Below are 26,480 nucleotides of genomic sequence, written 5' to 3' on the forward strand. Positions count from 1 at the left end.
GAAAAGAGGCGATTATGCAAGGTCTAATAACCTTTATTGCTATTTTTGGTATTTTAGTGATTATCCATGAGTTCGGACACTTTTACTTTGCCAAACGTGCTGGCATCCTTGTCCGTGAATTTGCGGTTGGCATGGGCCCTAAGATTTTCTCTCATACAGCGGCTGATGGCACATTATATACTCTGCGTCTGTTGCCATTAGGCGGTTATGTCCGTATGGCTGGCTGGGGGGAAGATAAGACAGAGATTAGAACTGGACACTCTGCTAGCCTATCTTTCAATGAAAAAGGTCTAGTTAGTCGGATCAATTTGTCTGACCGTGTGGTTGATCAAACAGCTCTTCCGATTGCCATCACCAGTTATGACCTTGAAGACAGTCTCGAAGTGATGGGATTAGTTGCCGGTGAATCTAAGAGCTATGCTGTTGACCAAAACGCGACCATCATCGAAGAAGATGGCACTGAGGTGCGGATAGCGCCACTCGACGTCCAATATCAGAACGCCAGTGTCTGGGGACGCTTGATGACTAACTTTGCTGGTCCTATGAACAACTTTATCTTAGGTATAGTTGTCTTTACCTTGATTGCTTTTTTACAAGGTGGCGTCAGAGATTATACGTCAAATACCTTTCTAGTAGCGGACAATGGTCCCTTGTCGCAAGCAGGTTTGTCTGGTCAGGTTACAATTTACCAAATCAATCATCAGCCTGTGACGGATTGGGAAAGCCTGAGTCAAGCGGTACAGGCAGGCGGCTCCACCATGGTTCTGGAATTATCAGATGGAGATGGAACCAGCAAAAAAGAAGTAACTATCACGCCGAAACAAGAAGATGACCGCTACCTCATTGGGGTATCCCCTGACCTCAAAACAGGGTTTTGGGATAAGCTAAAAGGTGGATTTGCCATGGCTTGGGAGAGTGCCTTCGCTATTGCAACAGCGCTAAAAAATCTCATTTTGAAACCTGATGTGACAAAACTCGGTGGACCAATAGCCATTTACCAAATGAGCAGTTCAGCTGCCAAAGAAGGTCTGCTTTCTGTGTTGACGCTGATGGCTATGCTGTCTATGAATTTAGGTATTTTCAACCTCTTGCCTATCCCTGCCCTTGACGGCGGGAAAATCTTGCTTAACATCATTGAAGCCATTCGTAAGAAGCCTCTCAAACAAGAAACAGAAGGCTACATTACTCTGGCAGGGGTCGCACTGATGCTCCTGCTAACCATTGCGGTCACCTGGAACGATATTGTCCGCACTTTTTTCTAAGAAAGGAATAACTCATGAAACAAAGTAAGTTATTGATTCCAACCTTGCGTGAGATGCCAAGCGATGCACAAGTCATCAGCCATGCACTGCTTGTGCGAGCTGGCTATGTCCGCCAAGTCTCTGCTGGGATTTACGCCTACCTGCCTCTGGCCAATCGTGTCATCGAAAAAGCCAAACAAATCATGCGCGAAGAGTTCGAAAAAATCGATGCTGTCGAAATGTTAGCGCCCGCTCTTCTAACTGCTGACCTCTGGCGGGAATCTGGACGTTATGAAACCTACGGAGCTGACCTTTACAAACTTAAAAACCGTGATCAGTCTGATTTTATCCTAGGTCCGACCCACGAAGAAACCTTCACCATGCTGGTACGTGATGCCATCAACTCTTACAAGCAATTACCACTCAACCTCTACCAAATTCAGCCCAAATACCGTGACGAAAAACGTCCTCGAAATGGTCTTCTGCGTACCCGTGAATTCATCATGAAGGATGCCTACAGCTTCCACCAAAACTACGATAGTCTGGATGTGACCTACGAAGATTACCGCAAGGCTTATGAGGCGATTTTCACACGAGCTGGTCTCGAGTTTAAAGCCATCATCGGTGATGGTGGAGCCATGGGCGGTAAGGACAGCCAGGAGTTCATGGCTATTACCCCTGACCGCACAGACCTTGGTCGCTGGCTAGTTTTAGATAAGTCGATTCCATCAATTGAGGAGATTCCAGAAGACGTTCTAACTGACATCAAGGCAGAGCTGACCAAATGGATGGTCTCTGGTGAGGATACGGTCGTTTATTCTGACCAATCCAGCTATGCTGCTAACCTTGAGATGGCAACGGATTTCTACCAACCAAAACAAAAAGTGGTCACCCAAGAAGAGTTGACCAAAATCGAGACACCAAATTGCAAAACCATTGATGAAGTGGCAAGTTTCCTATCTGTTGATGACACGCAGACCATCAAAACCTTGCTCTTCATGGCTGATGACAAACCAGTGGTCGCACTTCTTGTCGGCAATGACCAAGTCAACGACGTCAAACTAAAAAACCACCTCGGCGTGGCTTTCTTGGAGCCTGCGACAGAAGAACAAGCTCAACAATTCCTTGGTGCTAACTTTGGCTCACTAGGACCTGTTGGTCTGCCTGAGGACATCCAAATCATCGCCGATCGCAAAGTACAGGACTTGGCTAACGCTGTTGCAGGAGCTAATAGCAATGGCTACCATTATACAGGCGTTAACCCAGGTCGTGACTTCACTGCTGATTATACCGACATCCGTGAGGTACGCGAGGGCGAGCTCTCGCCTGATGGTCAGGGTACCCTACACTTTGCTCGCGGTATCGAAATTGGACACATTTTTAAACTTGGTACACGCTACTCAGCTAGCATGGGCGCTGAGGTTTTGGATGAAAATGGCAGAGCAGTCAAGATGGTGATGGGGTCCTATGGTATCGGTGTGAGTCGTCTCTTGTCAGCTGTTATTGAACAACACGCTCGGCTATTTGTCAACAAAACACCAAAAGGTGACTACCGCTACGCTTGGGGCATCAACTTCCCAGAAGAGCTTGCACCTTACGATGTTCACTTGATTACCGTCAATGTCAAAGACGAGGCTTCTCAACATCTCACCAATCAAATTGAAAAAGACCTGCAAATGGCAGGCTATGAGGTCTTGACAGACGACCGAAACGAACGTGTCGGCTCTAAGTTCTCTGACAGTGACCTCATCGGACTGCCGATTCGTGTCACCGTTGGTAAAAAAGCCGGCGAAGGCATTGTTGAAGTCAAAATCAAAGCCACAGGCGATAGCATTGAAGTCCATGCTGAAAACCTGTTGGAAACATTGACGATTTTAACAGCGAAGAAATAGTTAAGACACAAAAAACCTACCCCACTAGTTGAAAAGCTAGCGAGGGTAGGTTTTTACTTTAAGTCAAATCAGCTCTAAAGCTCACCAGCTAATAAACAAGAACTGAGCTTTAGTGAGAACTTCAGCTCTGAACCCGTTTCATGTAGTCTTGATAACTTTCTGTCTTCATCAAGTTTTTAGCATTTTGCACTCGTTCCTTGGTTGGCGGTTTAACGCCTGCCAACGGATAAGGAATACCAAGCTGTCGCCACTTAAACTCACCCATGGTATGGTAGGGGAGAACCTCAAAACGGTTGACATTTGAGAGAGTTTCAACAAACTTGCCCAATGCAATCAAATCCTCATCAATATCGGTTAAGCCAGGCACTAGCACGTGGCGAATCCAGACGGGAACCCCTTTTTCAGAGAGGTATTTGGCACAAGCAATGATATTGCGGTTGGACTGACTGGTGACTAGTTTATGCCGCTCATTTTCAATGGCTTTGATATCTAGTAACACCAAATCGGTAACGGCGAGAAGTTTGTCAAAGATGGCATGGTACTCTGGTTTATCGCGAAATGGCAGAGCACAAGTATCCAGTGTACAGTGGATGCCTAATTTTTTAGCTTCCGTAAAGAGGGCTGTCACGAACTCAATCTGAAGCAAAGCTTCACCACCAGAGACCGTTATCCCGCCTTCCTTGCCCCAAAAACCACGATAACGTAAAGCTTCTTTTAGCACATCAGCAACTGTTCGCTCACGAGAGTTATTGGTTTCCATTTCCCAAGTATCGGGATTATGGCAATACTGGCAGCGCATCTTGCATCCCTGCATAAAGACGATGAAACGAACACCAGGTCCATCAACTGTTCCAAAACTCTCTGTCGAATGAATCATCCCCGTTACTTGGCTGTAATCAATATCAGTCATCGCACACCTCTGAAAACGTTTTATAGCCTTATTATAACAGATTTTTAGAAAAATAGAAAGACTTGTGAGAGAATTCTCATAAAAACTGTCCTGAGATAGGACAATGTGTGCTAGAACAGCCCTGCTAATCAGTATTTAGACCAGGCTTTTTTGCTAAAGAGCAAGAGGAGCGGAAAAATTTCCAATCGCCCAGCAATCATCATGAAGGACATGACTAATTTTGAGAATGGGCTAAAGAAGGCAAAGGTCTCTGTTGTTCCCAATATTGGCCCAATATTGTTAAAAATACTGGCACTGGCACTGATAACCACCAAAAAGTTGTTACTATCAAGACTAAGGACAAAGACTAATCCGATAAATAGGGCAACGTAGACCACAAAATATTTCATGATGCTATGCTGAGTGCCCTTATCTAAGGTGCGGTCATTAACATGGACGGTCATGATGCGATTGGGATAGAGATTTTGTAGGGTTTGGAGTCGGATAATTTTAGCTAAGATCAAGACCCGCATCACCTTAAAGCCACCAGCGGTCGATCCTGCCATCCCTCCGATAAACATGAGCATGAGCAAAATCATCTGAGAAAACATCGGCCACGACGATATGTCAAGCAAACCAAAACCAGTGGAACTTAACAAACTTGCAATTTGGAAGAAGATGACTTCCAGAGCCTTACCAGAGCTTGCAAACAAACCTCCGATATTGAGAAAAAGCAGCGCAGCACTCCCAAAAATTACAATAAGATAGGCCCTTAACTCTTCATCTTTGAAAAAAAGTTTGATTTTCTTGAGCAAAAGGAGATAATAGAGGTTAAAGTTTACACCAAAAACAAGCATACCAACGGTTACAATCCCTGTGATCAAAGAACTATTGTAATGGGCAATGCTATCGTTATAGACCGCAAAACCGCCTGTTCCAGCTGTTCCCATACTAATAATCAGACTATCAAAGAATGGCATACCAGCCCAGTAAAGTAGGAGGGTTAAAATGGCAAAAAGGCTGAGGTAAATAATGTAAAGGATTTGGGCAGTGTCCTTCAATCGCGACACTAACTTACCAAAGACAGGCCCAGGGACCTCTGCTCGCATGATTTCGAGATGACTATTTTTCTCGTTATTGAGCAGGGCCAAGGCAAAAACCAATACCCCCATGCCGCCAATAAGGTGCGTAAAGCTCCGCCAGAAGAGGAGTGACGGGGACAAAACGCCAACATCCGGTAAAATCGTTGCACCTGTTGTGGTAAACCCAGAACTCACTTCAAAAAACGCATCAACTAGAGATGGGATTTGACCACTAAAGACAAAAGGAAGAGCACCAAAAAATGACCAAAGTACCCAGCACAAAGAGACAATTAGCATGCCTTCTTTGGCGTAGATTTTTTCAGTTTTGGGTTTGATGAGACTCCCGAAAAGACCAATCAGCGTTAACAGCCCCATTGTGATCAGCAAGGCTCGAAAAACCTTTGCTTCTTCGTGGTAAATCATGGCAACAATTAATGGGACGACCATCAGTGCCGCTTCAATCAAGAGTAATTTCGACAGGGTACGGCGAATAATTGAATGATTCATATCGCCTCCTAATCTAACAAATCACAAATATTGTGGATGTTTTTTTGCAACGTCGCAACGATCACCTTATCATTGATTTGGAAGCAATCCTGTCCAGTTGGGAAAATAGCTTTCCCTTTTCGGATAATAGCCATGATGACAATATTTGGCTTTAAGCGTAGACTATCAAGTGGTTTGTCCGTCGCTTTATTATGATCTGTAATGTCAAACTGGAGGGTCTCAACCTTACCTTTCGCCACATGGTGGAGGGCTTCAAGACTTGATTCTTGAGCATTCTTACGGCCACGAATAAAGTGCATCATACTATCAACGGCAATGAGTTTTGGGGTGACAATGCTCGAAAAATCGCGGTCTCCGATAATTTCTAGCAAACTTGTTCGGTTAATCTTAGTGATATTTTTAGGAATACCGAGACTGTCTAAGTACATCGACGCAATGATGTTTTCTTCGTCGACCCCAGTCAAGGTTGCGACAGCATCGTAATGCTCAACGCCCTCTTCAAGCAAGACATTTTTTGCAGTGCCATCACCTTTGACCACATGCAGATGTGAAAAAGTTTCACTGAAAAACTCCGCCCTATCTCGTTTGAGTTCAATTAACTTAACATTGATTTTTGTATTTTTGAGAATGGTCATGAGATAGTAAGCAATCTTGCCAGCTCCGATAACCATAAAGTTTTTGATGACCTGTGTTTTTATGCTGTTGTGGAAATTAACCATGGCTTGACGTTGCCCTGTCACAAAAATTTTATCATTAGCTTGAATGGAGACCAGACCGTCAGGAATGATGACCTCCTTGCCACGCACAATGGCACAAATCAGAATGTCTTCAAATTTTTTCCGGAATTGCTGCAAAGACAGTCCAACCAAACGACTGTTCTCGGCAATCTTAAATTCCATCAACATAATGCGACCGTTGAAAAAATGCTCAACCGACAGGGCATTTGGAAACTCGATAGCATTAGCAATATAGCGAGCTGTCAACAACTCAGGGTTGATAATTTGTGAAAAACCAAGAATATTGTGGTCACGAAAATAAGGGTTTGAATATTCGGGATTACGCACCCGCACAATCGTCTCCTTGGCTCCCATTTTTTTAGCCAAAACAGCAGCAATCATATTAACTTCGTCCTTATCCGTTAGGGCAATAAAAATGTCGCAGTGACGGACATCTGCTTCATCTAAAATTTGAAAATTCACCCCATTACCAACAATTCCCATCAAATCATGACGCTTGGTCACCGTCTTAATGACTTGCTCATCCTCGTCAATCAGGGTCACATCATGGTCTTCGTCAATCAGAGAACGGCAAAGGGCGGTACCGACCTTTCCACCTCCGACGATAATTATTTTCATGTCTTATCCTCTTTTAGGAAAATAGCAGAGCTTTTCCTTCTATTTTGTGAGTTGTCACTCCTTTTCATTATACCTTTTTTTAGAAAAATTGCACCTTTTGACTCCTCTTTATAGAACAAATTGGAGAAGAAAATTCTCTTCAAAATAATCTGACTGAAGCATCTCTCCATTTTGTCCTTTACTTGTAGCCATTATTCTAAAAAGCTGAAGCATTTCTGCTCCAGCTTTTGACTGTTTATTCTGTTGATTCTTTTGGTAAAATCAAATTGAGCAAGACACCAACAATAGCTGCTAGGGCTGTCCCTGAGATGACCAAGCTAGAGCCGAGCTGCAAAACCGCTCCGCCAAGACCGAGCACCAGCATCGCAGAGGCGATAACAAGGTTACGCGAAGCCCCAAAGTTGACTTTTGACTTGATCAATACTTTAAGACCGTTGCTGGCGATAACCCCATAAAGAAGAATGGACATCCCTCCCAATACTGCTGTTGGAATCGTTGAAATGAGCGCGGTAAACTTGGCACAGAAGCTAAGACCAATAGCGATGAAGGCTGCGTGACGGATGACTGACACGCTGGCAATCCGTGTCATCCCAATAACCCCCGTATTCTCACCATAAGTCGTATTAGCAGGACCTCCGATAAAGGCTGAGAATGCCGTTGCCACCCCGTCACCGATTAGGGTACGATTGAGCCCAGGTTCTTTCAAGAAATTCCGACCAGTAATTTCACCTAGAACCATGTGGTCGCCGATATGCTCGGCAATGGTTACAATAGCAATCGGTAGAATAGCTAGCGCTTCTGGACCAAAGTAAAATTTGTACTGACCAAAACTCTCGATACCAGTGGCAAATGGTAGGCTAATGGTCGGTAGAGCAAACCACGCAGCTTCCTTAACAGGAGTAAAGTCAACCAACCCAATCAAAGCAGCCACGATGTAGCCACCAGCAATGGCAATCAAGAAGGGAATGACCTTCATAAAACCTTTGCCCTTGGTTTGAACCAAGACGGCAATCATAAAGCTGACCCCTGCTACCAGCATGTTGCGCCAGTCACCGTCTTTAACAAAACCTGCGCTAGTTACAGCAGTATTAGCCAACCCAAGACCAATCACAATAATCATCGGCCCGATAACAACAGGTGGCAAGAGCCTATCAATCCACGCTGTACCGACCTTACCAACCAACAAAGCCACAAGGACATAGACCAAACCGACAAGAATAATACCTGTCTGTGCTGCTGAAATGTCTCCTCCCATCTGCTCTTTGGCAAATCCCATCGCTGAAATGTAGGCAAACGATGAACCTAGATAAACCGGAACACTGAATTTGGTTGACACCATATAAATCAAGGTCCCTATACCAGAAGCTAGCAAGGCTGTTGACACCGACATTCCTAATAGCAGTGGCACTAAAATCGTTGCGCCAAACATCGCAAACACGTGCTGAATACTGAGCAACAACCCTTTCCCCAAATCAGGGCTCTCGTGAATATCAAACAATAATTTTTTCTCTGCCATGTCTTCTCCTTTTCTTGATGAGACTGATTTTTGGCATAAAAATAAGTCCCAATGATACCGAAATGAGACTTACTTGGTTATTCGATGATACAGAAAAATCCAATACCTTTTTCTTTTTACTGTCGAAGTCCCTTAGTAGGCTCTCTGTCCCACCTTAAAAGTCCTTATTTCTTGAAATATTTTATCAAATTTTCAGATAAAGTCAAGTCATTTTTTGAAAAAATATTTTTTAAGCTCCGATGCCACAGCATATCGTAAAAGTAAACAAAAAAACAGACACTAGTTTACAATCTCAGTAGTGTAAACTAGCATCTATCAACTAACATTAGTGTAACGTTTTAAATAATGGCATTTGGAAAAAACTCCCCAGCGCAATATCTAATCTAAAGGGGCTTCCCCTACCGATTCCCCCAAAACAGTCTGGAAGTAGACTGTTGGAAGTTGGAAATCAGCAAAGAAACGAGTGACCGTTACTTGGTAACGATGCTTACAAGTTTGATTGGTTTCATGCTAGTATTAATCTTTGTCTTTTGACTGACGGCTGTTTGCTTACGGCAACCTGAAGTCTTAATTTAGTAAGCTGGCTAGTTAGGGCTGTTTCGACCTCACTAGTAAGAACGAGAAACTCGCTGGTCACAGGCCTGAGTGGTGTGTCGGTGATTAGTTAAAGCAACACATCACCTATGGTTGTAGACGAATGTGTTGGCAGGTGTTTGGACGTGGTTTCGACTCCCACCGGCTCCATAGATAAGACAAGTGCTTAACGACAGCTGAAAAGAGAATGGGACAAACCGCCATGATGACAGGACAATCATGGCAATCTGGCCCATTCTCCTTCCTTTTATCGTTCTTTTTAATCATCCTCTCGAATAAGATTTATACTCATCCAAATCCAAAAATAGATATGGGTACCCATCGTATACGGACATCAGAAATAATCTCATGATGATTTCTTCAATAACTCCACCGTAGGTTATAGATGCTACCCAAGTTGCTAATGTTGGTTTGTCAGCATAAGTCTGAGCGATTTGAGAAAGATGTCCGAATAATGATTTGTCCAAACTGAGGATAAATCCATTTACTATTGCTATCACTGCTGTTACTTTCAAACCTATTTTCTGAACTGTAAAATCCTTGATAAGCCCAATTTTATGGGCTAATAAATACCCAATAGAACCTAAAATAATGGCATAAGAGAGGGATTGGAGTGTCATCAGGACAAGATACATCGTAAATGAGGGTAATTTGGAAAGGAGTAACATCCTATTTTCAGTAGTCAAATTTTCCCAAGTATAAATAGCAGTAGAGTAACCTGCAACAAGTGCTAGGGGTGACAGGGCTAAAACAAATTTTAGCGCAGATTTATAAGAGGTAAGCAAGTCTTGTCCTCCTTGAGTTAAGGTGTACTGGTTTCTTTCACTATTTCCACGCAGTAAGTTGTCTGGTGACAATGTGGGCAGGTCAGCTTGCGGGTGCGAGGGGTGTGTCTTGCAAAGAAAAAGGTTTTGAAGTTCGGTTTGAAGGTTTCTTTGCAGAGGGGGCAGATATAGCTAATCTGTTGATAATAGTTCCAAATCCAGTAGCCGATTCCCACTAGATAGAGGAGGATGGCTGGGAGCATGAGCCAATTTTGCCCACTTTTTCCAACCAACAAAGCCAGTCCGATAAAGCTAAGAACTAGAGGGAGCAATTTAAGCAATTGTTTGCTGATAAAACGATGCCAGCGATGATTTTGTGTCATGGTTAGAGAAATGCCAGGAAGTTGGTTTAAGGTAATCGGCTGGTCTTCTTGAAGTCCTTTTCGCAAGGTATAAAGTTCTCGGAGCTTGTCCGCCTGCTCCTGAGCAGCTTTTTCCAAGTCAGCGATGTGGCTGTCCAAGAGGGTTACGAGGACAGCAGTCGCTTCTTTTTCATCAAGCAAATCCTTGATTTGTGCCAGTGAAAAGTCTAGCTCACGCAGGTAGCAAATCAAGCGGAGCTGCTCCAAGTCTCCCTCTGTGTAGAGCCTACGACCGCCCTCAGTCCAGTCAGACGGGCTGAGCAGACCTTGTTTGTCGTAATACTGAACCGTGCGAACAGTAACGCCAGCAATTTTAGCCAATTCACCTGTGGTATAGTGTGACATTTCTTTCACCTCCTTTCTAAGTATAGCTTATCATGTGACCTTGGGTCATGAGCAAGTCTTTTTATCAAAAATTTTTCTTTTTTCCTATTATATCAAAAATAGCAGAGCTTGACAGTAGGTTGACAGGGTTGTCAACTTGGCTGGTTTTTATGCTATAATAAAGAAAAATTGGGGAGGGAAACACGATGACAGAATGGTTTGCGATTGGGGATGTGACAAGTGATGTGATTCAGACCATCACAAATTAAGTGGATTTAAGAACCAGGCTCTCAGACCATCGCAAGACATTAGTGATAGACGACAAAAGGTCATTTGAGGACGACATTGGGCAATGTTGAAAGTAATTGTCCCTATTCTCTTTACTCATTTGGAAAGCATTCTACCGCCACTCAAAAACAATCCCTAATAACGTACTGATATCCTGCAATATTCTGACTGCCCTACTCTTTGCTGCTGGTCATCTCCCTGCGACTAAACTGATGTTCGGAGAGTTAACCCTCTTCTCATCTTCCGTTCTTTTTTACTAAACGGAATCAGCGGACTCGGTTTTGGTTACCTCTATCGGAAACACGGCATTCATTATGCTATGCTTGCTCATGCTGGTACGCATATCATCTGGAAAACTATCTGGGTTTTATTTTTATAAATTGGTTCAGTTGATCATCCACTCAATACCCAAAAAATCCGCCCGAAACGGCGGATTTTCAATTTCTATTTCGTCACAATATTAACCAATTTGTTTGGCACAACAATGACCTTGACCACCGTCTGTCCTGCAATCTCGGCTTGGACTTTGCTATCTGCCAGAGCAGTTTTCTCCAGCTCTTCTTGGCTCAGGTCTTTGGCAACCGTTAGGCGAGCTTTGACCTTTCCCTTGATTTGGACGACGATTTCGATTTCGTCTTCGACCAGCTTGCTCTCATCATAGGTTGGCCAGGTCACATAGGAAATGCCATCTGTTGCACCTGTCACGCTTGCCCAAAGTTCCTCACCCAAGTGCGGTGCAAATGGTGCTAGCAGCTGGATAAAGCCTTTGGCATAGTCGAGATAGAGCTGGTCTTCTTTGTTGGCAGCGTTGACGAAAATCATCATTTGGGCAATGGCTGTGTTGAACTTGAGCTCTTCAATATGCTCAGTGACGACTTTCACTGTCTCATGGTACACCTTGTCCAGCGCTCCGCTGTTGTCCACAACCAATGACTTGGTCGTAATCAGGCGGTAAACACGGTCGAGGAACTTGCGGCTGCCCTCCAGACCTTCCTCGCTCCAAGCGATAGACGCATCAAGTGGCCCCATGAACATCTCGTAAACCCGCAGAGTATCCGCTCCGTACTGGTTGACCACATCGTCAGGATTGACCACGTTCTTGAGGGACTTGGACATCTTGGCTGGTAATTGTACTAGCTCTTCACCCGTTTCCACATGGAAGAAGCTGCCATCACGTTTTTCTACCTTGTCACTAGCCACCAGCGCCCCACGGCCATCACGGTAACTAGTCCCCAAAATCATCCCTTGGTTAAAGAGTTTTTGGAAAGGCTCCTTGGTCGGCACCACGCCAATGTCGTAGAGGAACTTATGCCAGAAGCGGGCATAGAGCAGGTGAAGCACGGCATGCTCAGCCCCACCGATGTAAATATCAACTGGCAACCAGGCCTTGAGAAGGTCTTCGTCTGCCAATTTTTCGCTATTTTTCGGATCAATGTAGCGCAGGTAATACCAGCTTGAGCCTGCCCATTGCGGCATGGTGTTGGTCTCACGACGACCCTTGACCCCATCTTCACGGGTCACGGTCAGCCAGTCCGTCAGGTTGGCCAATGGGCTCTCACCTGTCCCAGACGGCTTGATGTCACTGGTTTTCGGCAAGATCAGCGGCAACTCGCTCTCAGACAGAGCTGTGCTGATGCCATCTTCCCAATGGATAATCGGAATCGGCTCACCCCAGTAACGTTGGCGGCTGAAGAGCCAGTCGCGGAGGCGGTAGCTGATTTTCTCGTTACCAACGCCGTTTTCTTCTAACCAAGCCACCATCTTAGCGATAGCCTCTGCCTTATCCAGTCCATTCAGGAAGTCAGAGTTGATATGAACGCCATCTTCTGTATAAGCTGCTTCTTGGACGTTGCCGCCCTCAAGGACAGGAATAATCTCAAGGTCAAAGGCCTTGGCAAAGTCCCAATCCCGCTCATCATGGGCAGGAACCGCCATGATGGCACCTGTCCCGTAGCTCGCTAAGACATAGTCCGCAATCCAGATGGGAATTTCACGCCCATTGACAGGGTTGATGGCATAGGCACCCGTCCAAACACCTGTCTTGTCCTTATTGAGGTCTGTCCGAGCCAAATCCGACTTGAGACTAGCTTGGTGCTTGTAGTCTGCAACAGCTTGGGCTTGATCAGCAGTGGTAATCTCTTCGACCAGGACATGCTCTGGCGCCAAAACCGCATAAGTCGCTCCAAAAAGGGTATCAGGCCGTGTGGTAAAGACGGTGAAGTCCTTGTTGGTGTCTTTAATCTTAAACGTCACGTTGGCACCTGTTGATTTGCCAATCCAGTTGCGCTGCATGTCCTTGATGGATTCTGGCCAGTCCAGCTCTTCCAAGTCATTGAGGAGACGCTCTGCATAGGCGGTAATTTTCAGCATCCACTGGCGCATCGGCTTGCGAACGACTGGATAACCACCCCGTTCAGACGTGCCGTCTGGCAGGACTTCTTCGTTGGCGATGGCTGTCCCCAATTCCTCTACCCAGTTGACAGGCACTTCAGCTTCATAGGCCAGCCCTTTTTCATAAAGCTTGGTAAAAATCCACTGGGTCCATTTGTAGTAGTCAGGGTCAGTCGTATTGATTTCCCGATCCCAGTCATAGGAAAAGCCTAGAGCGTTAATCTGACGTTTGAAATTGGCAATATTCTCTGCCGTAAAGTCAGCGGGGTCATTGCCCGTGTCCATAGCGTACTGCTCAGCCGGCAGACCAAAGGCATCCCAGCCCATAGGGTGAAGGACATTGTAACCTTGCGACCGCTTGTAACGGCTGAGGATATCTGTCGCTGTATACCCCTCAGGGTGTCCCACGTGGAGACCTGCTCCTGATGGGTAAGGAAACATGTCTAGGGCATAAAAATTCGGCTTGCTACTGTCTGTGCTTGTCTTAAAGCTGTGATTGTCTGCCCAGTACTTCTGCCACTTGGGCTCAATGTCTTTGTGATTGTAAGTTGCCATAAGGTTCTCCTTTATCGTGTCGTCTCTAGTCTCACCTCGACATGTTACTGCTAGAATAATATCGTCATGCTAAACCAGACAAAATCAACTTGATTTAGCAGCGTTACTCAAGCCCCCACGTTACCAGGTGCCCCTTTATTCTATCATATTTTAAAACAATTTGATAGCTGGATTCCCTAAAATTTTCTGATTTCTCTGACCATTTCGCCAAAAAAAAGCCCCGCAGGGCTTTGGAAAAATAGCAGAGCTGTTCTTATAGCTCTTCCAGGGCATCTTTCACCTTGTCAAAGAAACCTTTGCGTTTAGGATGGACATCATCCAAGCCGCTGGCTGCCGCAAAATCTCTGAGCGCAGCTTTCTGACCGTCGTTGAGCTTGGTTGGGGTCACGATGTTGACGGTCACATGCTGGTCGCCAACTGCACCACTTCTGACATGTGGCGCCCCTTTACCTTTAAGGCGGAAAGTCTTGCCTGTCTGTGTCCCTGCTGGGATGCTCATCTCAACAGCACCGTGAACTGTTGGCACCTCAACTGTATCACCGAGAGCCGCCTGAACAAAATTGATGTCCATGCTGTAGTAAATCGTTGTGCCATCGCGTTTGAATTTATCGCTCTGGAGAACGGTGATGATGACATATAAGTCACCGTAAGGACCACCATTGAAACCTGCTTCTCCGCCACCTAAATGACGTAGTCTGAGCCCGCTTTCTGCTCCAGCAGGTATTTTCACTGATAGCTTATGTACTTTAGTCTCATGACCTGTACCGTGACAGGTCTGACATGGGTCTTTGATCTCCTTGCCTCGTCCGTGACAGACATCACAAGTCATCTGACGACGCATCATGCCAAGCGGTGTTTGCGTATCAACATTGATCACCCCTTGACCATGACACCGTCCACAGGTCACAGGACTGGTACCTGGCTTGGCCCCTGACCCACTACATGTCCCACAAGTGGATTGACGTTGGTAGCTGATTTCTTTCTCCGTACCAAAGATAGCTTCTTCAAAGCTGATACGGATTGGATACTGAAGATCATCGCCCTGACGGGGGGCATTGGGATTCCGAGAACCACCGCCACCACCGAAAAAGCTAGAGAAGATGTCCTCGAAGCCACCAAAACCGCCGCCAGAGAAGCCATCAAAGCCGCCGAAGCCACCGCCACCAAAACCACCGCCTGCTCCAGCAGGTCCAAACTGGTCATAGCTGGCCCGTTTTTGCTCGTCACCGAGCGTCTCATAGGCCTCTTGGATGTCCTTGTATTTTTGCTCCGCCCCAGCTTCCTTGTTGATGTCTGGGTGGTATTTTTTAGATAATTTCCGATAGGCCTTTTTAATCTCGTCTTGCGACGCAGACTTGGAGACGCCTAATCGGTCGTAGTATTCTGTGTTATTCATAATTTTACCTTTCGGTTTTTTCTTGATACTTTTCTTAAGTAGCACGGACGCCAGCGATCTCCTTCGGAGTTCCATGGCTAAATTCTGAGCCAAAATCTCAGAAGACCGCCGTGAGAATTGCGACAAATCGCTATCCTCACTCTTGCTACGACGAAAAGTATCCGTTAAGAGCTCGCTTCGTTCGCCATAGCAGAGCAGCAAGTCACATTTAGTTGGAAAGTTTTTCCATTACCCGAAAACCAGAGGCTGGGTGTCAACCTCTGGTTTGTTGGTAAAGTGCTAATCCTATTTATAAAATTAGTACATTGTCCTGCCTGACTTGGTCGGCATGACCTCTTGAATCGAATCCCAGTGTTCTACAATTTTACCCTCTTCAAAACGGAAGAAATCCATGGTCACATACTCCTTATTCTCAGGAGCCCCCCAAGTTTGATGGGTGTGAAGAGCAACTAAATCACCTTCTCCGATGACTCTAACAAACTCAATTTCCTTATTTGGACAGTATTGCTTCATTTCTTCAAAATAAGCAATAAATCCCGCTTTGCCATCTTCCACTTTAGGATTGTGTTGGAGATAGTTTTCTCCAACATACCGTTCCACTGCTTCCCTAGGATTCCCCAGATAGGCTGTTTCATAAAAAGCAACAGCGTTCCTTTTATTATCTACCAGTGACATAACAATTCCTCCTACTGATGTAAGTTGTTGAAGGGACGCCGATCTGCGACCTATTTTCATACGAAGTTTAAACGGTCTATATCTTTTATTTCTCCGTAAATTCGCCGTCTACGACATCGTCACCTGCTGGGTTAGCTTGGCTAGCACCTTCTGCGCCTGCGGCAGCTTGTTGAGCTGTTGCGGCTTGCTCATACATTTTCACCGCCAAGGCTTGCGCTTTCTCATTGAGGTTGTCAAATTTAGCTTTCATATCGTCCAAGTTGTTGGCTTCTTGGGCAGCTTTGAGTTCGTCCAAAGCAGCTTGGGCAGCGTCACGCTCAGCGTCAAAGCCTTTGCCTTCGGTTTCCTTGATGGTCTTTTCAGTCGCAAAGATGGCTTGGTCCACGTTGTTACGAAGATCCACTTCTTCTTTACGCTTCGCATCGGCTTCAGCGTTGGCTTCAGCGTCTTTCATCATGCGCTCAATCTCTTCTTCAGACAAGCCATCGTTAGACTTGATGACAATGGTTTGCTCTTTTTGGGTACCAAGATCTTTGGCCTTAACAGACACGATACCGTTCTTGTCAATGTCGAAAGTTACTTCGATTTGAGGGATACCGCGAGGTGCTGCTGGAATGTCAGTCAACTGGAAGCGACCAAGTGTTTTGTTGTCTGCTGCCATCGGGCGCTCACCTTGAAGAACGTGGATGTCTACAGCTGGCTGGTTATCAGCGGCTGTTGAGAAGACTTGTGATTTAGAAGTTGGGATGGTTGTGTTGCGATCGATGAGTTTAGTGAAGACCCCACCCATAGTCTCGATACCGAGTGACAATGGCGTAACGTCTAAGAGAACAACGTCCTTCACATCACCAGTGATGACACCACCTTGGATAGCGGCACCCATGGCAACCACTTCGTCAGGGTTAACAGATTTGTTTGGTTCTTTACCTGTTTCCTTGCGGACAGCTTCAACTACCGCTGGAATACGGGTTGACCCACCAACAAGGATAACCTCATCAATTTCAGAAGCTGACAAACCAGCGTCAGAAAGAGCTTGGCGAACAGGCACTTTGGTACGCTCTACCAAGTCATGGGTCAATTCATCAAATTTCGCACGCGTCAGGGTCATTTCCAAGTGGAGTGGTCCAGCCGCTCCCGCTGTGATGAACGGCAAGCTGATTTGGGTCTGGGTCACACCTGACAGGTCCTTCTTGGCTTTTTCAGCTGCATCTTTCAAGCGTTGAAGAGCCATCTTGTCAGCTGACAAGTCGATGCCGTTTTCTTTCTTGAATTCAGCCACCATGTGGTCGATGATTTTCTGGTCAAAGTCGTCACCACCGAGTTTGTTATCACCAGCAGTTGCGAGAACGTCGAAGACCCCATCACCAAGTTCTAGGATAGACACGTCAAAGGTACCACCACCAAGGTCAAAGACCAAGATTTTTTCTTCTTTGTCTGTCTTGTCAAGACCATAAGCAAGAGCTGCTGCGGTTGGCTCGTTGACGATACGCTCTACTTCAAGACCAGCGATTTTACCAGCGTCTTTGGTCGCTTGACGTTGCGCGTCGTTGAAGTAGGCAGGAACAGTGATGACTGCCTTAGTCACTTTCTCACCAAGGTAATCTTCTGCATAGCCTTTGAGGTATTGCAGAATCATGGCTGAGATTTCTTGCGGAGTATATTCTTTGCCGTTGGCAGAGACTTTTTCAGATGTTCCCATCTTAGATTTGATGGAGATGATGGTATCTGGGTTAGTTACTGCTTGGCGTTTTGCCGCATCACCCACGATGATCTCACCATTTTTGAAAGACACAACAGATGGCGTTGTGCGGTTACCTTCTGGGTTAGCGATGATTTTGCTTTCAGTTCCTTCAAGAACTGCTACTGCTGAGTTAGTTGTACCTAAGTCAATACCGATAATTTTAGACATGTGTTTTACCTCTTATTTTTTATTTTTTTGATGTTTCTCTTAGGTGGCGGGACCGCCGTGAACTAAGTCTGTGACGCACAAGCAAAGTCTTTGTGTCAACTATCGTTGCCACAGACTTTCCTGTGCTCCATCAGACTGGATTTCACCGGCTCAATGTTGAGCCTGAAGTCTCAACATTATCCTCTATGTCGCCACGGCGAGAAATATCGGTTAGCGAGTGAAGCTCGCTAAATCATTAATAGCTTTACATAGTTTACCGTCATTTCGGACGAAATAGCATAAGAATTAATCTAAGTAGTTTTCAACCTCTACAATGAATTCAATTTTATCCCAATGCTTTAAGAAATGTTTTAAATTATATAACCAATCGCGACATTCTCTACTCGTATGTATAGATTGTATGCGTGACTTATTAACCTTTCCATATGCTCCTTTTTTAGAACTACGTATCACAGTACCTTGATTCCAAGACTTAAACTGATTTAATTTACTAATTTCAAGTCTACTAACGAAATAATGCCTTGTACCATCTTCATCTATTCTAGTTGTCCTAATAGGTAGTGGTTCTCTTTTTATACTTTCTATGAGATATCTAAAGAAGTTTTTAATAAACCCTATGACAAGTCTCAGAATCGGAAGACAAAGGAACCAAATAACAACAAATAGTATAATTAGTCTAGGTAAAATAAACCAAAATTTGTCCGATAATTTATCAGCAATATTATTAACACTTGGTGATAGATAACTCTTCAGAAGGCTCCAAATATCATTATACTTGTCAATAAAGACCTCAATAACAGGATTGAGAATTTCTAAAATTTTCTCCAAAACAAACCTACCTCAGCTTAACTATACACCACCACCATAGCTGGTCTAAGCAGGCGTTCATGGAGTTTGTAGCCTTTTTGGAAGACTTGGGCGATCGTGTCTGCTGGGTTGTCATCCTCAGCTGGCAGGGTTTGAACCGCCATGTGGAGATTTGGATCAAAAGTTGTTGTCTCAACCTCTTCAACACCTTCTTCTTTCAGAGCTTGGAGGAGACTATCCTGCACCATTTCGATGCCTTTTTTGACGTCGTCCGTCAAGCCTTCAACAGCCAAGGCACGCTCTAAGTTGTCCAGACTAGGCAAGATTTTTTTTGCCAAGTCCTGCGAACGGTAGCGTTGCAGGGTCTGGCGTTCTTCACTGGCACGGCGCTGAATGTTTTGCATTTCAGCGTGGGCTCGCAGGTATTTGTTTTCAAACTCTTCTGCTCGCTCCGTGGCAATTTCCAGCTCTGTTTTTTCTGGGCTTTCAGTGACTTCTTCGGTTACTTCGATTGATTCGTCGACACCTTCTTCTTCAAGAATGTCGTCTTGTTTCACTTCTTCTGACATGCTTCCTCCTTTAATGTACTTCGTAATGATTGCTATTGAGATAGCGGTAATAGTCTTGCAGCTTCATGAAGAGGACTCGACTGATGACATTGATGCGGCTCATCTGCCGATGGTAATCCATGTCAATCGGTCCAATCAAGCTCATCTGCCCCATGCCCCGATAAGGGACTGGAAAGCGGTGATGAATGACGGTCAGCTCACTCAAGACAGGCTCTCGTGCATCACCGACCAAGATAGCGGTCGGCTCCTGCTCTGTCACGGTTGACCGCAGGCTGACCGCCAAGGCTTGTGGGCTATCCAAAAACTGATAGGTCTCTGGACTGCCGTAGGTCAGCGCAGCCATTTTCCCAGCGACAAAGACAGTGTCTTGGAAAAGAGGCTGAAAAAGATAGTCCATGACATCCAGCACATTATCTGTCGTGGTGAAATAGCGCTGCACCACTTGAGGAATCTCCGTCCGCAGGCGGTAGTGGATGTCCAAGACCGTTTGCCCGGTGAAACGCTCATCGACCAACTGCTTGAGGGTCGCTAAATCTCGTGTCAACCAGTTTTTTGGAATGGCAAACTGAACGGTGACAGGCTTAGAAGCATCGAGTGTCAAGACAGCTAAGGCGTCATGGCTACTCAGCTGCACCACATCAAACTTGGTCAAGCGTTGCTGGGTCGGCTCCACATCGAGCAAGACAGCCGTGTAGCCTGTCATCTCTGCCAGCACCTGTGCCGCCCGCTCCAAGATGTCCTCTAGGCGAAAGGCTTCAAAGTCAAAGGCCTTGACCACCTGATAGACATCGGCCTCGTCCATCCACTCTCGATTGAGCGTGTGGGTTACGAAATACTGAAACCCAGCTCGACTAGGCAGACGACCGCTTGAGGTATGCGCCTTTTCCAGCAAGCCCAACTGCTCAAGTTTTGCCATGTCGTTGCGAATGGTCGCCGAACTAGATGACAAGACGTCTTTCAAGGCTTTGGAGCCAATCGGCTCATGGTGCTGAGTAAAGAGCTCCACAATCAGATTCAGAATCTCTGTCTGCCGTTGGGTAATCATAACGAGCTCCTTTCTATTAGCACTCTAAAGTATCGAGTGCTAAATCTTATACTCCTATTATACACCATCCTCTCTCCTTGTCAAGAAAAAATTAGCACTCTTTTGCCAAGAGTGCTAATTTCAGTCTTAAGACCGAGAAGACTTCTTTTGTCTGAAGAATCGCATCACTAAAAGTGACATCAAGACTAGCTGAACCAGAGCCAGAAGATTGACCCCCCAGCCAGATAAGGTAGTGGCTACCAGATTGGTGCGAGGCAGGGTAAAACTCAAAAAAGTTGCTACATTTAATTGGAACACTGGAAGGACTGTCTCCTGTTTCTGTTTGTTTTTCTGACACATCTCACATACCTCCATATTTCCTTTTTAATCGGTAGAATCGATAAGCGACATAGAGAGCGATCGGTACATCTATCAGAGCGACCATCAGCACAAATCCGATTTGCCTAAACCAAAGCCCCAGACCCAATAGGATTATCACGGTCATGACTAGAACCAGAAAACGCCTCTTAAAAATCTGACCAATCATGTCCCAGCGACTCATCACGTCGCTGAAAATGTCATCATTTTCCACTTGGCTGGCAGGTTTTCTAAAAATTTCAAAGCTGTTACAGGTGGTCACAGGTTCCCAGCCGTAGTCTTGATAGAGTTGGTAGTAACTCTCCTGATCTGCTCTGCCATTGTCCTTAAAGTCAAGCTGGTAGACCACCTCTTCAGGTGCAGTTGCTTCAAAATGAAAGAGGCAGTCAAAGCTAATCTTGGTCAACTTCCAGCCTTTCCGGTGCATGGCCGCAAGGTAAGCGGCTTCTTCCTCAAAATCCGTGATAAAAAAGAATTTTAATGCTGTTTTGGTGCTCATAGGCTTTCTCCTCTACTGGTTTTATACAAACGCTCAATCCGAGCGAGTTCAATCGTTAGGACTTCTTTGCCCAAGTCTGTAATCTGATAAAGCTTTCGCTTGTCGACTTCTCTTACAAAACCAATCAAGCCATCCTTTTCCATCTTGGATAAGGTACCGTACATGGTACCAGGGCTGATGACGACCTGTCCAGCAGTTAGCTCCTTGGTCCGCTGGGTAATCTCATACCCGTGCCGCTCCTCTTGTAAGGCAAAGAGGATATAGAAGGCTGATTCGGTCATGGGAATGTAGACCCGCTTAATCTTCTCCTGCATAGCACTCCTTTCGTCTCTCGATATATCGAGGTTCGTTATACATTGATTATATCGCAGTGCGATAGTCTTGTCAAGAAAAAAGCAATCAGTTTACCTGATTGCTTTTCCTTTTATTTTTCTTATTTCCGACGTCCTGGGCGTTCTGCGTAGCCGTAGTAGGCATCTTCGATGATTTCTTGCATGTGGTCAACCATTGGCAAGCGTGGGTTAGCTGGTGAACATTGGTCTTCGTAAGCCAGAAGAGCCAATTCACGAGAGTATTTCTTGAGTTCTTTCTCGTCGACACCTTGGTCACGCAGGTTCATCTTGATACCGACACGCACACCGAGGTCATACACAGCCTTAGCATAAGCCTCAACCGCTTCTTCTGGTGTAGCGCATGGCAAACCAAGCATACGAGCGATTTCTTGGAATTTCACATCAGCCTTCCAGTAGTTGTACTTCGGCCATGTTGTCGTCTTAGATGGGCGAGTACCATTGTAGCGGATGACGTATGGCAAGAGAATGGCGTTTGTCCGACCGTGTACAGTGTGGAAGCGTCCGCCAATCTTGTGCGCCATAGAGTGGCTCATACCGAGGAAGGCGTTGGCAAAGGCCATACCAGCCATGGTAGAAGCATTGTGCATTTTCTCGCGCGCTTCGCTGTCAAAATCATTGACTGATTTTTCAAGGTATTCAAAGACTAACTTGATGGCTTGAAGAGCGAGACCATCTGTGTAGTCGTTAGCAAAGTTTGAGGTATAAGCTTCTGTCGCGTGGGTCAAGACGTCCATACCGGTATCTGCCGCGATAAATCCTGGCACAGTCTCTACAAGAGCTGGATCCACAATGGCAATAGTTGGTGTCAATGAGTAATCCGCCAATGGGTACTTGCGGTTATTGGCCTTGTCAGACACAACCGCAAATGGCGTTACTTCTGAACCCGTACCAGATGTGGTTGGGATACCGATGTACTTAGCTTTTGCACCCAATGATGGGAAGCGGAAAGCACGTTTACGGATGTCCATGAATTTTTGAACCAAATCACGGAAGTCCACTTCTGGTTGCTCGTAGAAGAGCCACATGATTTTCGCAGCGTCCATTGGAGAACCACCACCTAAAGCGATAATGGTATCTGGCTCAAAGGCACGCATCACTTCGGCACCACGACGAACAGTGGTGATGTCTGGATCTGGCTCAACATCTGAGAAGACTTGAACCGTCACTTTGTTAGAACGCAGGTTGAGCTGGTCAATCACACGTTGCACAAACCCTAGTTTTTCGATGGACTTGTCTGTCACAATCATGACACGCTCAAGACCTTCTGCAGTTTGCAGGTATTGAATAGAATTGCGCTCGAAGTAAATCTTAGAAGGTACTTTGAACCATTGCATGTTGTTTCTCCTTTTTCCGACTTTCTTGATGTTGAGGAGGTTGACAGCACTCACGTTGTCACCAACTGAGTTGCGACCGTAAGAACCACAACCAAGGGTCAATGATGGAATAAAGGCGTTGTAAACGTCCCCGATACCACCGAAAGTTGATGGAGAGTTCCAGATAACACGCATGGCACGCACACGGGTACCAAATTCTTTGGCAAGAGCTTCGTCTTTAGTATGGATCGCCGCAGAGTGACCAAGACCATGGAATTCGACCATTTGACGGGCTTTTTCAAGACCATCTTCGGTGTCCTCTGCTTTCAAAACAGCGATAACTGGAGAGAGTTTTTCACGAGTTAGCGGTTCGTTTTCACCAACTTCAGCACATTCTGCCGCTAAGATGTTGGTACCTTCTGGTACTTTGAAGCCTGCTTGCTCTGCAATCCATGCTGCTGGTTTACCAACGATGTCCGCATTGAGCTTAGCACCTGCACAGTTTTTGCTGTTGGCTTTCACGCCGAAGCAGAACTCTTCAAGGAGGGCTTTTTCTTTCTTGTTGACAAAGTAGGTGTGGTAAGATTTGAATTCGTCCACGAAGTCATCGTAGATCTCTTTATCGATAATAACAGCTTGCTCAGACGCACAAACCATCCCATTATCAAAGGACTTAGACATCACGATGTCATGTACCGCTTGCTTGATGTCTGCAGATTTTTCTACATAAGCTGGGACGTTACCTGCACCAACACCGAGCGCTGGTTTACCACATGAGTAGGCTGCACGCACCATGGCGTTACCACCTGTCGCAAGGATGGTTGCGATACCGTCGTGGTTCATCAGAGCTGCTGTTGCCTCCATAGAAGGCTCAGTAATCCATTGAATACAGTTTTCAGGAGCACCTGCTGCAATCGCTGCATCACGCACGATTTGCGCTGCATGAGCTGATGATTCTTGAGCTGATGGGTGGAAACCAAAGACGATTGGGTTACGGGTTTTCAGGGCAATCAGAGATTTGAAGATAGTGGTTGAGGTCGGGTTGGTTGTTGGGGTAACACCGCAGACTACACCAACTGGCTCAGCGATTTGTGTGATACCTGTGATTGGATCATCTGAGATAACTCCAACAGTTTTCACACCACGCATATTGTTGACCACGTGCTCACAGGCAAAGAGGTTTTTGGTGGCCTTATCTTCAAAAACACCACGTCCTGTTTCTTCGTAAGCATGCTGTGCCAAGATACCGTGCGCATCAAGGGCAGCAACAGATGCTTTTGCCACAATGTAGTCAACCTGTTCTTGGTTCAGTTGACGGAAAGCATCGAGCGCAACAAGACCTTTTTGCACCAACTCATCCACGTGAGCTTGAGCTTTAAGTGTTTTGTCTTCTGGTTTAACTGATTTTTCAGCCATGGGTTTTCCTCCTCTGTTTAACAAGATTTTTCTTGTTAATTTTTTCACATTTGTTTTACATGTTCATTATACAACTTTCCCATTCATTTGTAAACCCCTTTTTGTGATTTTTTTAACAAAAGTTAACAGGTTTTTTATTTTAAACAAGAAAACGCTTACTGGTATAGTTTACACCGTTCCTTTAAAAAAATCAAGTTTTTATATCAAGTCAATAAATTATCTAATCATTACTACCCAGTTTTTGAATGTTCTCAAGCAACTCCTGCCTAGCAAACTCTTATTCTCCGAAGCACAGAAAAAACGATAAGGATTTCCCTGTTGCTGGACAGGTTTAATCCTTATCGTTACTTTTTTTAAGGTTTAAAGCTCGTAAGACCAAGGCTATAGTGGGTGAATCCATCTTAGGAATTATGGACTGCACACCTAAAATTAGGTCAAAAAAATAACTTTGGTGTACTTTTTATGGTTTCTAGCCATAAACATAAAATAAGAGAGGATAAAATTTATCCTCTCTCAGGCTTAGGTGCAATCAGTCTAATACAGTTAATAAAGAGCTTAATTTCCTAGTAACCATCATTCAAATCAGTTGACATTATCACTAAAATTTTATGTCATCTACTTCTTGACCAGGTCATCAAGGAGTGGTAGAACTGCTATTTTCAAATTTTTTATCACAATTTCTTTATTTTGTCTGCTAAGCCTATAAATCTAATCGTTTTTTGATTCCCTCTAGGATATTATGCTTATTTATGCCTTACGGTGTAGAACAAAAATTTAAAAGATAGATTAGTTACTTAGTTTACTTTATTGAAGTTTCGCTGTTGTGATAACTCGAAGCGATTGTAGCCTTCTAAAATTTCCCGTCATTACTCTTTTTTATGACAAATTTTCTGTTTGGAAAATTAGTTATGAACTGAGAAGTAAAGATCAAAAGCAGGATGAAGAGAGCAGCGACCAAGTTTCATCTGAGTTAAGACTGTGATAAATCGCAATAAAATGAACTATAGCTTTTGATGGAATTGATCTAAGGATTTAACTAATGGGTTCAAAAGTCCTAAATTACCATAACTATTAGACATGATGGAGACAATGTAATCACCTTTTGTTGTATAGATGATGCCCGCATCATTAGCTGCTTGATAGTCCAAGTCTCCAATCCATCCCGCCTTGCTCTGGGTTTTATAAGTTTGTCCTAAAACAGACTTAATCGGTGATAGATTTGGTGTCTCAAACATAGCACCAATCTGTTTACCATGAGCCCCCTCTTGGATGTACTCATAGTTGCTTTCCCAAAGAGCATGGAGTTCTTTTGGAGTTAAATCTGGATATCGGCGACTAATGCGATCACGACTAATACCTGATTGATCAGCCCAGTGATGTATAACCGCTTGACCATAGTTCTCGTGCAATTGAGCATAGCCACTATTGCTCGATTGCTTAGCAACAGCCTCCATAACTGTACGGTGCTCTGCAATTTTCTCAGGATATTGCTCTGCTAAGCTGACTAGAAATGGTGCTTTAATGGTGCTCGCACTATAGAAGCGTTTATTGGCATTATACTCAATTCCTTTATTTGTACGAACATCAGAAAGTTTGAAACCAACTTGATACCCCTTATCTTCGATATGTTTAATTGCTGAAACGAGAGGCGATAACATATGCTCGTTTGCTACATAGTCACCAATTACATTAAATAATTTACCTGCAAATTGTTGGTTTTTTTCCTTGTAACTCCCGCTAGCTGATGATAATTTAATCTTACCGAGGTCTGTCCCAATAGTCACTTTGTCTTCATAGGTCGTATAGACATGGACGTGGTAGTCATCTGAGGTATTGGAATGATTTTCTTTGTTAACCTTAACACTTGCCTGATTATTAAAAACCTTAGGCTCATACCATTTCAAATCATCTTGTCCCTTGTCTGACGACCACACAGCGACGCGGACATGCTGGATTTTACTGCCACCATGAGTCCCTGTGACCTGAACTCGAAAATCTTTTTTGCCTTCTTCATGATCCACAACTTCAACATTAGCTCGTTCACCTTGAGGGCGTGTAATTTTATAGGTTCCTAAATTGCTACCGACAGTTGTTTTGTCCTCATAGGTAGTGTAGACATGAACATGATAATTATCCGATGTATTGGAATGATTAGAAATATGAATCTTAACTTGAGCCTGGTTGTTAACGACTTTAGGCTCGTACCATTTGAGGTCATCTTGTCCCTTGTCTGCCGACCANACCGCAGCGCGCACATGGGCAATCTGCTTGGTGTCAGGTGTGCCTGTGACCTTGATGGTAAAGTTGGTTTTATACTCGTC

20 protein-coding genes are annotated in these 26,480 nt (G+C 44.8%); 2 read left to right on the forward strand and 18 right to left on the reverse strand.

The genetic code is table 11. The annotated features are described in order from the left end of the window. Positions 1–14 precede the first annotated feature (14 nt). Together rseP and A3GW_RS0109730 are read left to right on the forward strand one after the other, a co-directional pair. Positions 15–1,262: an RIP metalloprotease RseP gene (rseP, locus tag A3GW_RS0109725; protein ID WP_018369099.1), complete on the forward strand. Its 1,248-nt coding sequence runs from the start codon at positions 15–17 to the stop codon at positions 1,260–1,262. Between the two features lie 14 nt (positions 1,263–1,276). After that, positions 1,277–3,133 carry a proline--tRNA ligase gene (locus tag A3GW_RS0109730; RefSeq protein ID WP_018369100.1) on the forward strand — a complete coding sequence of 619 codons (1,857 nt, stop codon included), beginning with the start codon at positions 1,277–1,279 and terminating at the stop codon, positions 3,131–3,133. A 121-nt stretch (positions 3,134–3,254) separates the two neighbouring features. Here the strand turns inward: A3GW_RS0109730 and pflA are convergent, their stop codons facing one another. The 18 genes from pflA to A3GW_RS0109830 all read right to left on the reverse strand — a co-directional run. Further along, positions 3,255–4,043 carry a pyruvate formate-lyase-activating protein gene (gene pflA, locus A3GW_RS0109735; RefSeq protein ID WP_018369101.1) on the reverse strand — a complete coding sequence of 263 codons (789 nt, stop codon included), beginning with the start codon at positions 4,041–4,043 and terminating at the stop codon, positions 3,255–3,257. Positions 4,044–4,171: 128 nt separating this feature from the next. Continuing rightward, the gene (locus A3GW_RS0109740; RefSeq protein WP_018369102.1) at positions 4,172–5,611 is read right to left on the reverse strand and encodes a TrkH family potassium uptake protein; all 1,440 of its coding nucleotides are present in this window, start codon (positions 5,609–5,611) and stop codon (positions 4,172–4,174) included. 8 nt (positions 5,612–5,619) lie between these two features. Further along, a complete protein-coding gene (gene trkA / locus A3GW_RS0109745) occupies positions 5,620–6,966 on the reverse strand; it encodes a Trk system potassium transporter TrkA (protein ID WP_018369103.1) in 1,347 nt (448 codons plus the stop codon). 235 nt (positions 6,967–7,201) lie between these two features. After that, positions 7,202–8,482, reverse strand: coding sequence for a uracil-xanthine permease family protein (locus A3GW_RS0109755; protein ID WP_018369105.1), 1,281 nt, complete (start codon positions 8,480–8,482; stop codon positions 7,202–7,204). An 857-nt stretch (positions 8,483–9,339) separates the two neighbouring features. Continuing rightward, positions 9,340–9,861 carry a hypothetical protein gene (locus A3GW_RS0109760; protein ID WP_018369106.1) on the reverse strand — a complete coding sequence of 174 codons (522 nt, stop codon included), beginning with the start codon at positions 9,859–9,861 and terminating at the stop codon, positions 9,340–9,342. A gap of 17 nt (positions 9,862–9,878) precedes the next feature. Beyond that, a complete protein-coding gene (locus A3GW_RS0109765; RefSeq protein ID WP_018369107.1) occupies positions 9,879–10,607 on the reverse strand; it encodes a MerR family transcriptional regulator in 729 nt (242 codons plus the stop codon). Between the two features lie 711 nt (positions 10,608–11,318). Next, entirely contained in the window at positions 11,319–13,820 is a 2,502-nt protein-coding gene (gene leuS, locus A3GW_RS0109770) for a leucine--tRNA ligase (protein WP_018369108.1), read from the reverse strand. Positions 13,821–14,073: 253 nt separating this feature from the next. After that, positions 14,074–15,216, reverse strand: coding sequence for a molecular chaperone DnaJ (gene dnaJ / locus A3GW_RS0109775; RefSeq protein WP_018369109.1), 1,143 nt, complete (start codon positions 15,214–15,216; stop codon positions 14,074–14,076). Positions 15,217–15,513: 297 nt separating this feature from the next. Next, positions 15,514–15,891, reverse strand: a complete 378-nt coding sequence (locus A3GW_RS0109780) for a nuclear transport factor 2 family protein (protein ID WP_018369110.1) — start codon at positions 15,889–15,891, stop codon at positions 15,514–15,516. Positions 15,892–15,976: 85 nt separating this feature from the next. Then, the gene (dnaK, locus tag A3GW_RS0109785) at positions 15,977–17,800 is read right to left on the reverse strand and encodes a molecular chaperone DnaK (protein WP_018369111.1); all 1,824 of its coding nucleotides are present in this window, start codon (positions 17,798–17,800) and stop codon (positions 15,977–15,979) included. Positions 17,801–18,085: 285 nt separating this feature from the next. Beyond that, on the reverse strand, positions 18,086–18,628 hold the full coding sequence (locus tag A3GW_RS0109790) for a hypothetical protein (RefSeq protein ID WP_018369112.1): 543 nt from the start codon (positions 18,626–18,628) through the stop codon (positions 18,086–18,088). A 17-nt stretch (positions 18,629–18,645) separates the two neighbouring features. After that, positions 18,646–19,176, reverse strand: a complete 531-nt coding sequence (gene grpE, locus A3GW_RS0109795) for a nucleotide exchange factor GrpE (protein WP_018369113.1) — start codon at positions 19,174–19,176, stop codon at positions 18,646–18,648. Between the two features lie 10 nt (positions 19,177–19,186). Further along, entirely contained in the window at positions 19,187–20,221 is a 1,035-nt protein-coding gene (gene hrcA / locus A3GW_RS0109800) for a heat-inducible transcriptional repressor HrcA (RefSeq protein WP_018369114.1), read from the reverse strand. A 91-nt stretch (positions 20,222–20,312) separates the two neighbouring features. Then, positions 20,313–20,558, reverse strand: coding sequence for a hypothetical protein (locus A3GW_RS0109805; protein WP_018369115.1), 246 nt, complete (start codon positions 20,556–20,558; stop codon positions 20,313–20,315). Positions 20,559–20,561: 3 nt separating this feature from the next. After that, positions 20,562–21,077, reverse strand: a complete 516-nt coding sequence (locus A3GW_RS0109810; protein ID WP_018369116.1) for a DUF2812 domain-containing protein — start codon at positions 21,075–21,077, stop codon at positions 20,562–20,564. Next, positions 21,074–21,391 carry a PadR family transcriptional regulator gene (locus tag A3GW_RS0109815; RefSeq protein WP_018369117.1) on the reverse strand — a complete coding sequence of 106 codons (318 nt, stop codon included), beginning with the start codon at positions 21,389–21,391 and terminating at the stop codon, positions 21,074–21,076. The genes A3GW_RS0109810 and A3GW_RS0109815 overlap by 4 nt, the downstream gene beginning before the upstream one ends. 119 nt (positions 21,392–21,510) lie before the next feature. Continuing rightward, a complete protein-coding gene (adhE, locus tag A3GW_RS0109820; RefSeq protein WP_018369118.1) occupies positions 21,511–24,159 on the reverse strand; it encodes a bifunctional acetaldehyde-CoA/alcohol dehydrogenase in 2,649 nt (882 codons plus the stop codon). A gap of 1,001 nt (positions 24,160–25,160) precedes the next feature. After that, on the reverse strand, positions 25,161–26,480 hold a 1,320-nt coding region (locus A3GW_RS0109830; protein ID WP_018369120.1), incomplete at its 5' end, for a GBS Bsp-like repeat-containing protein.

The sequence above is a fragment of the Streptococcus entericus DSM 14446 genome, assembly GCF_000380025.1.
Lineage (GTDB): Bacteria > Bacillota > Bacilli > Lactobacillales > Streptococcaceae > Streptococcus > Streptococcus entericus.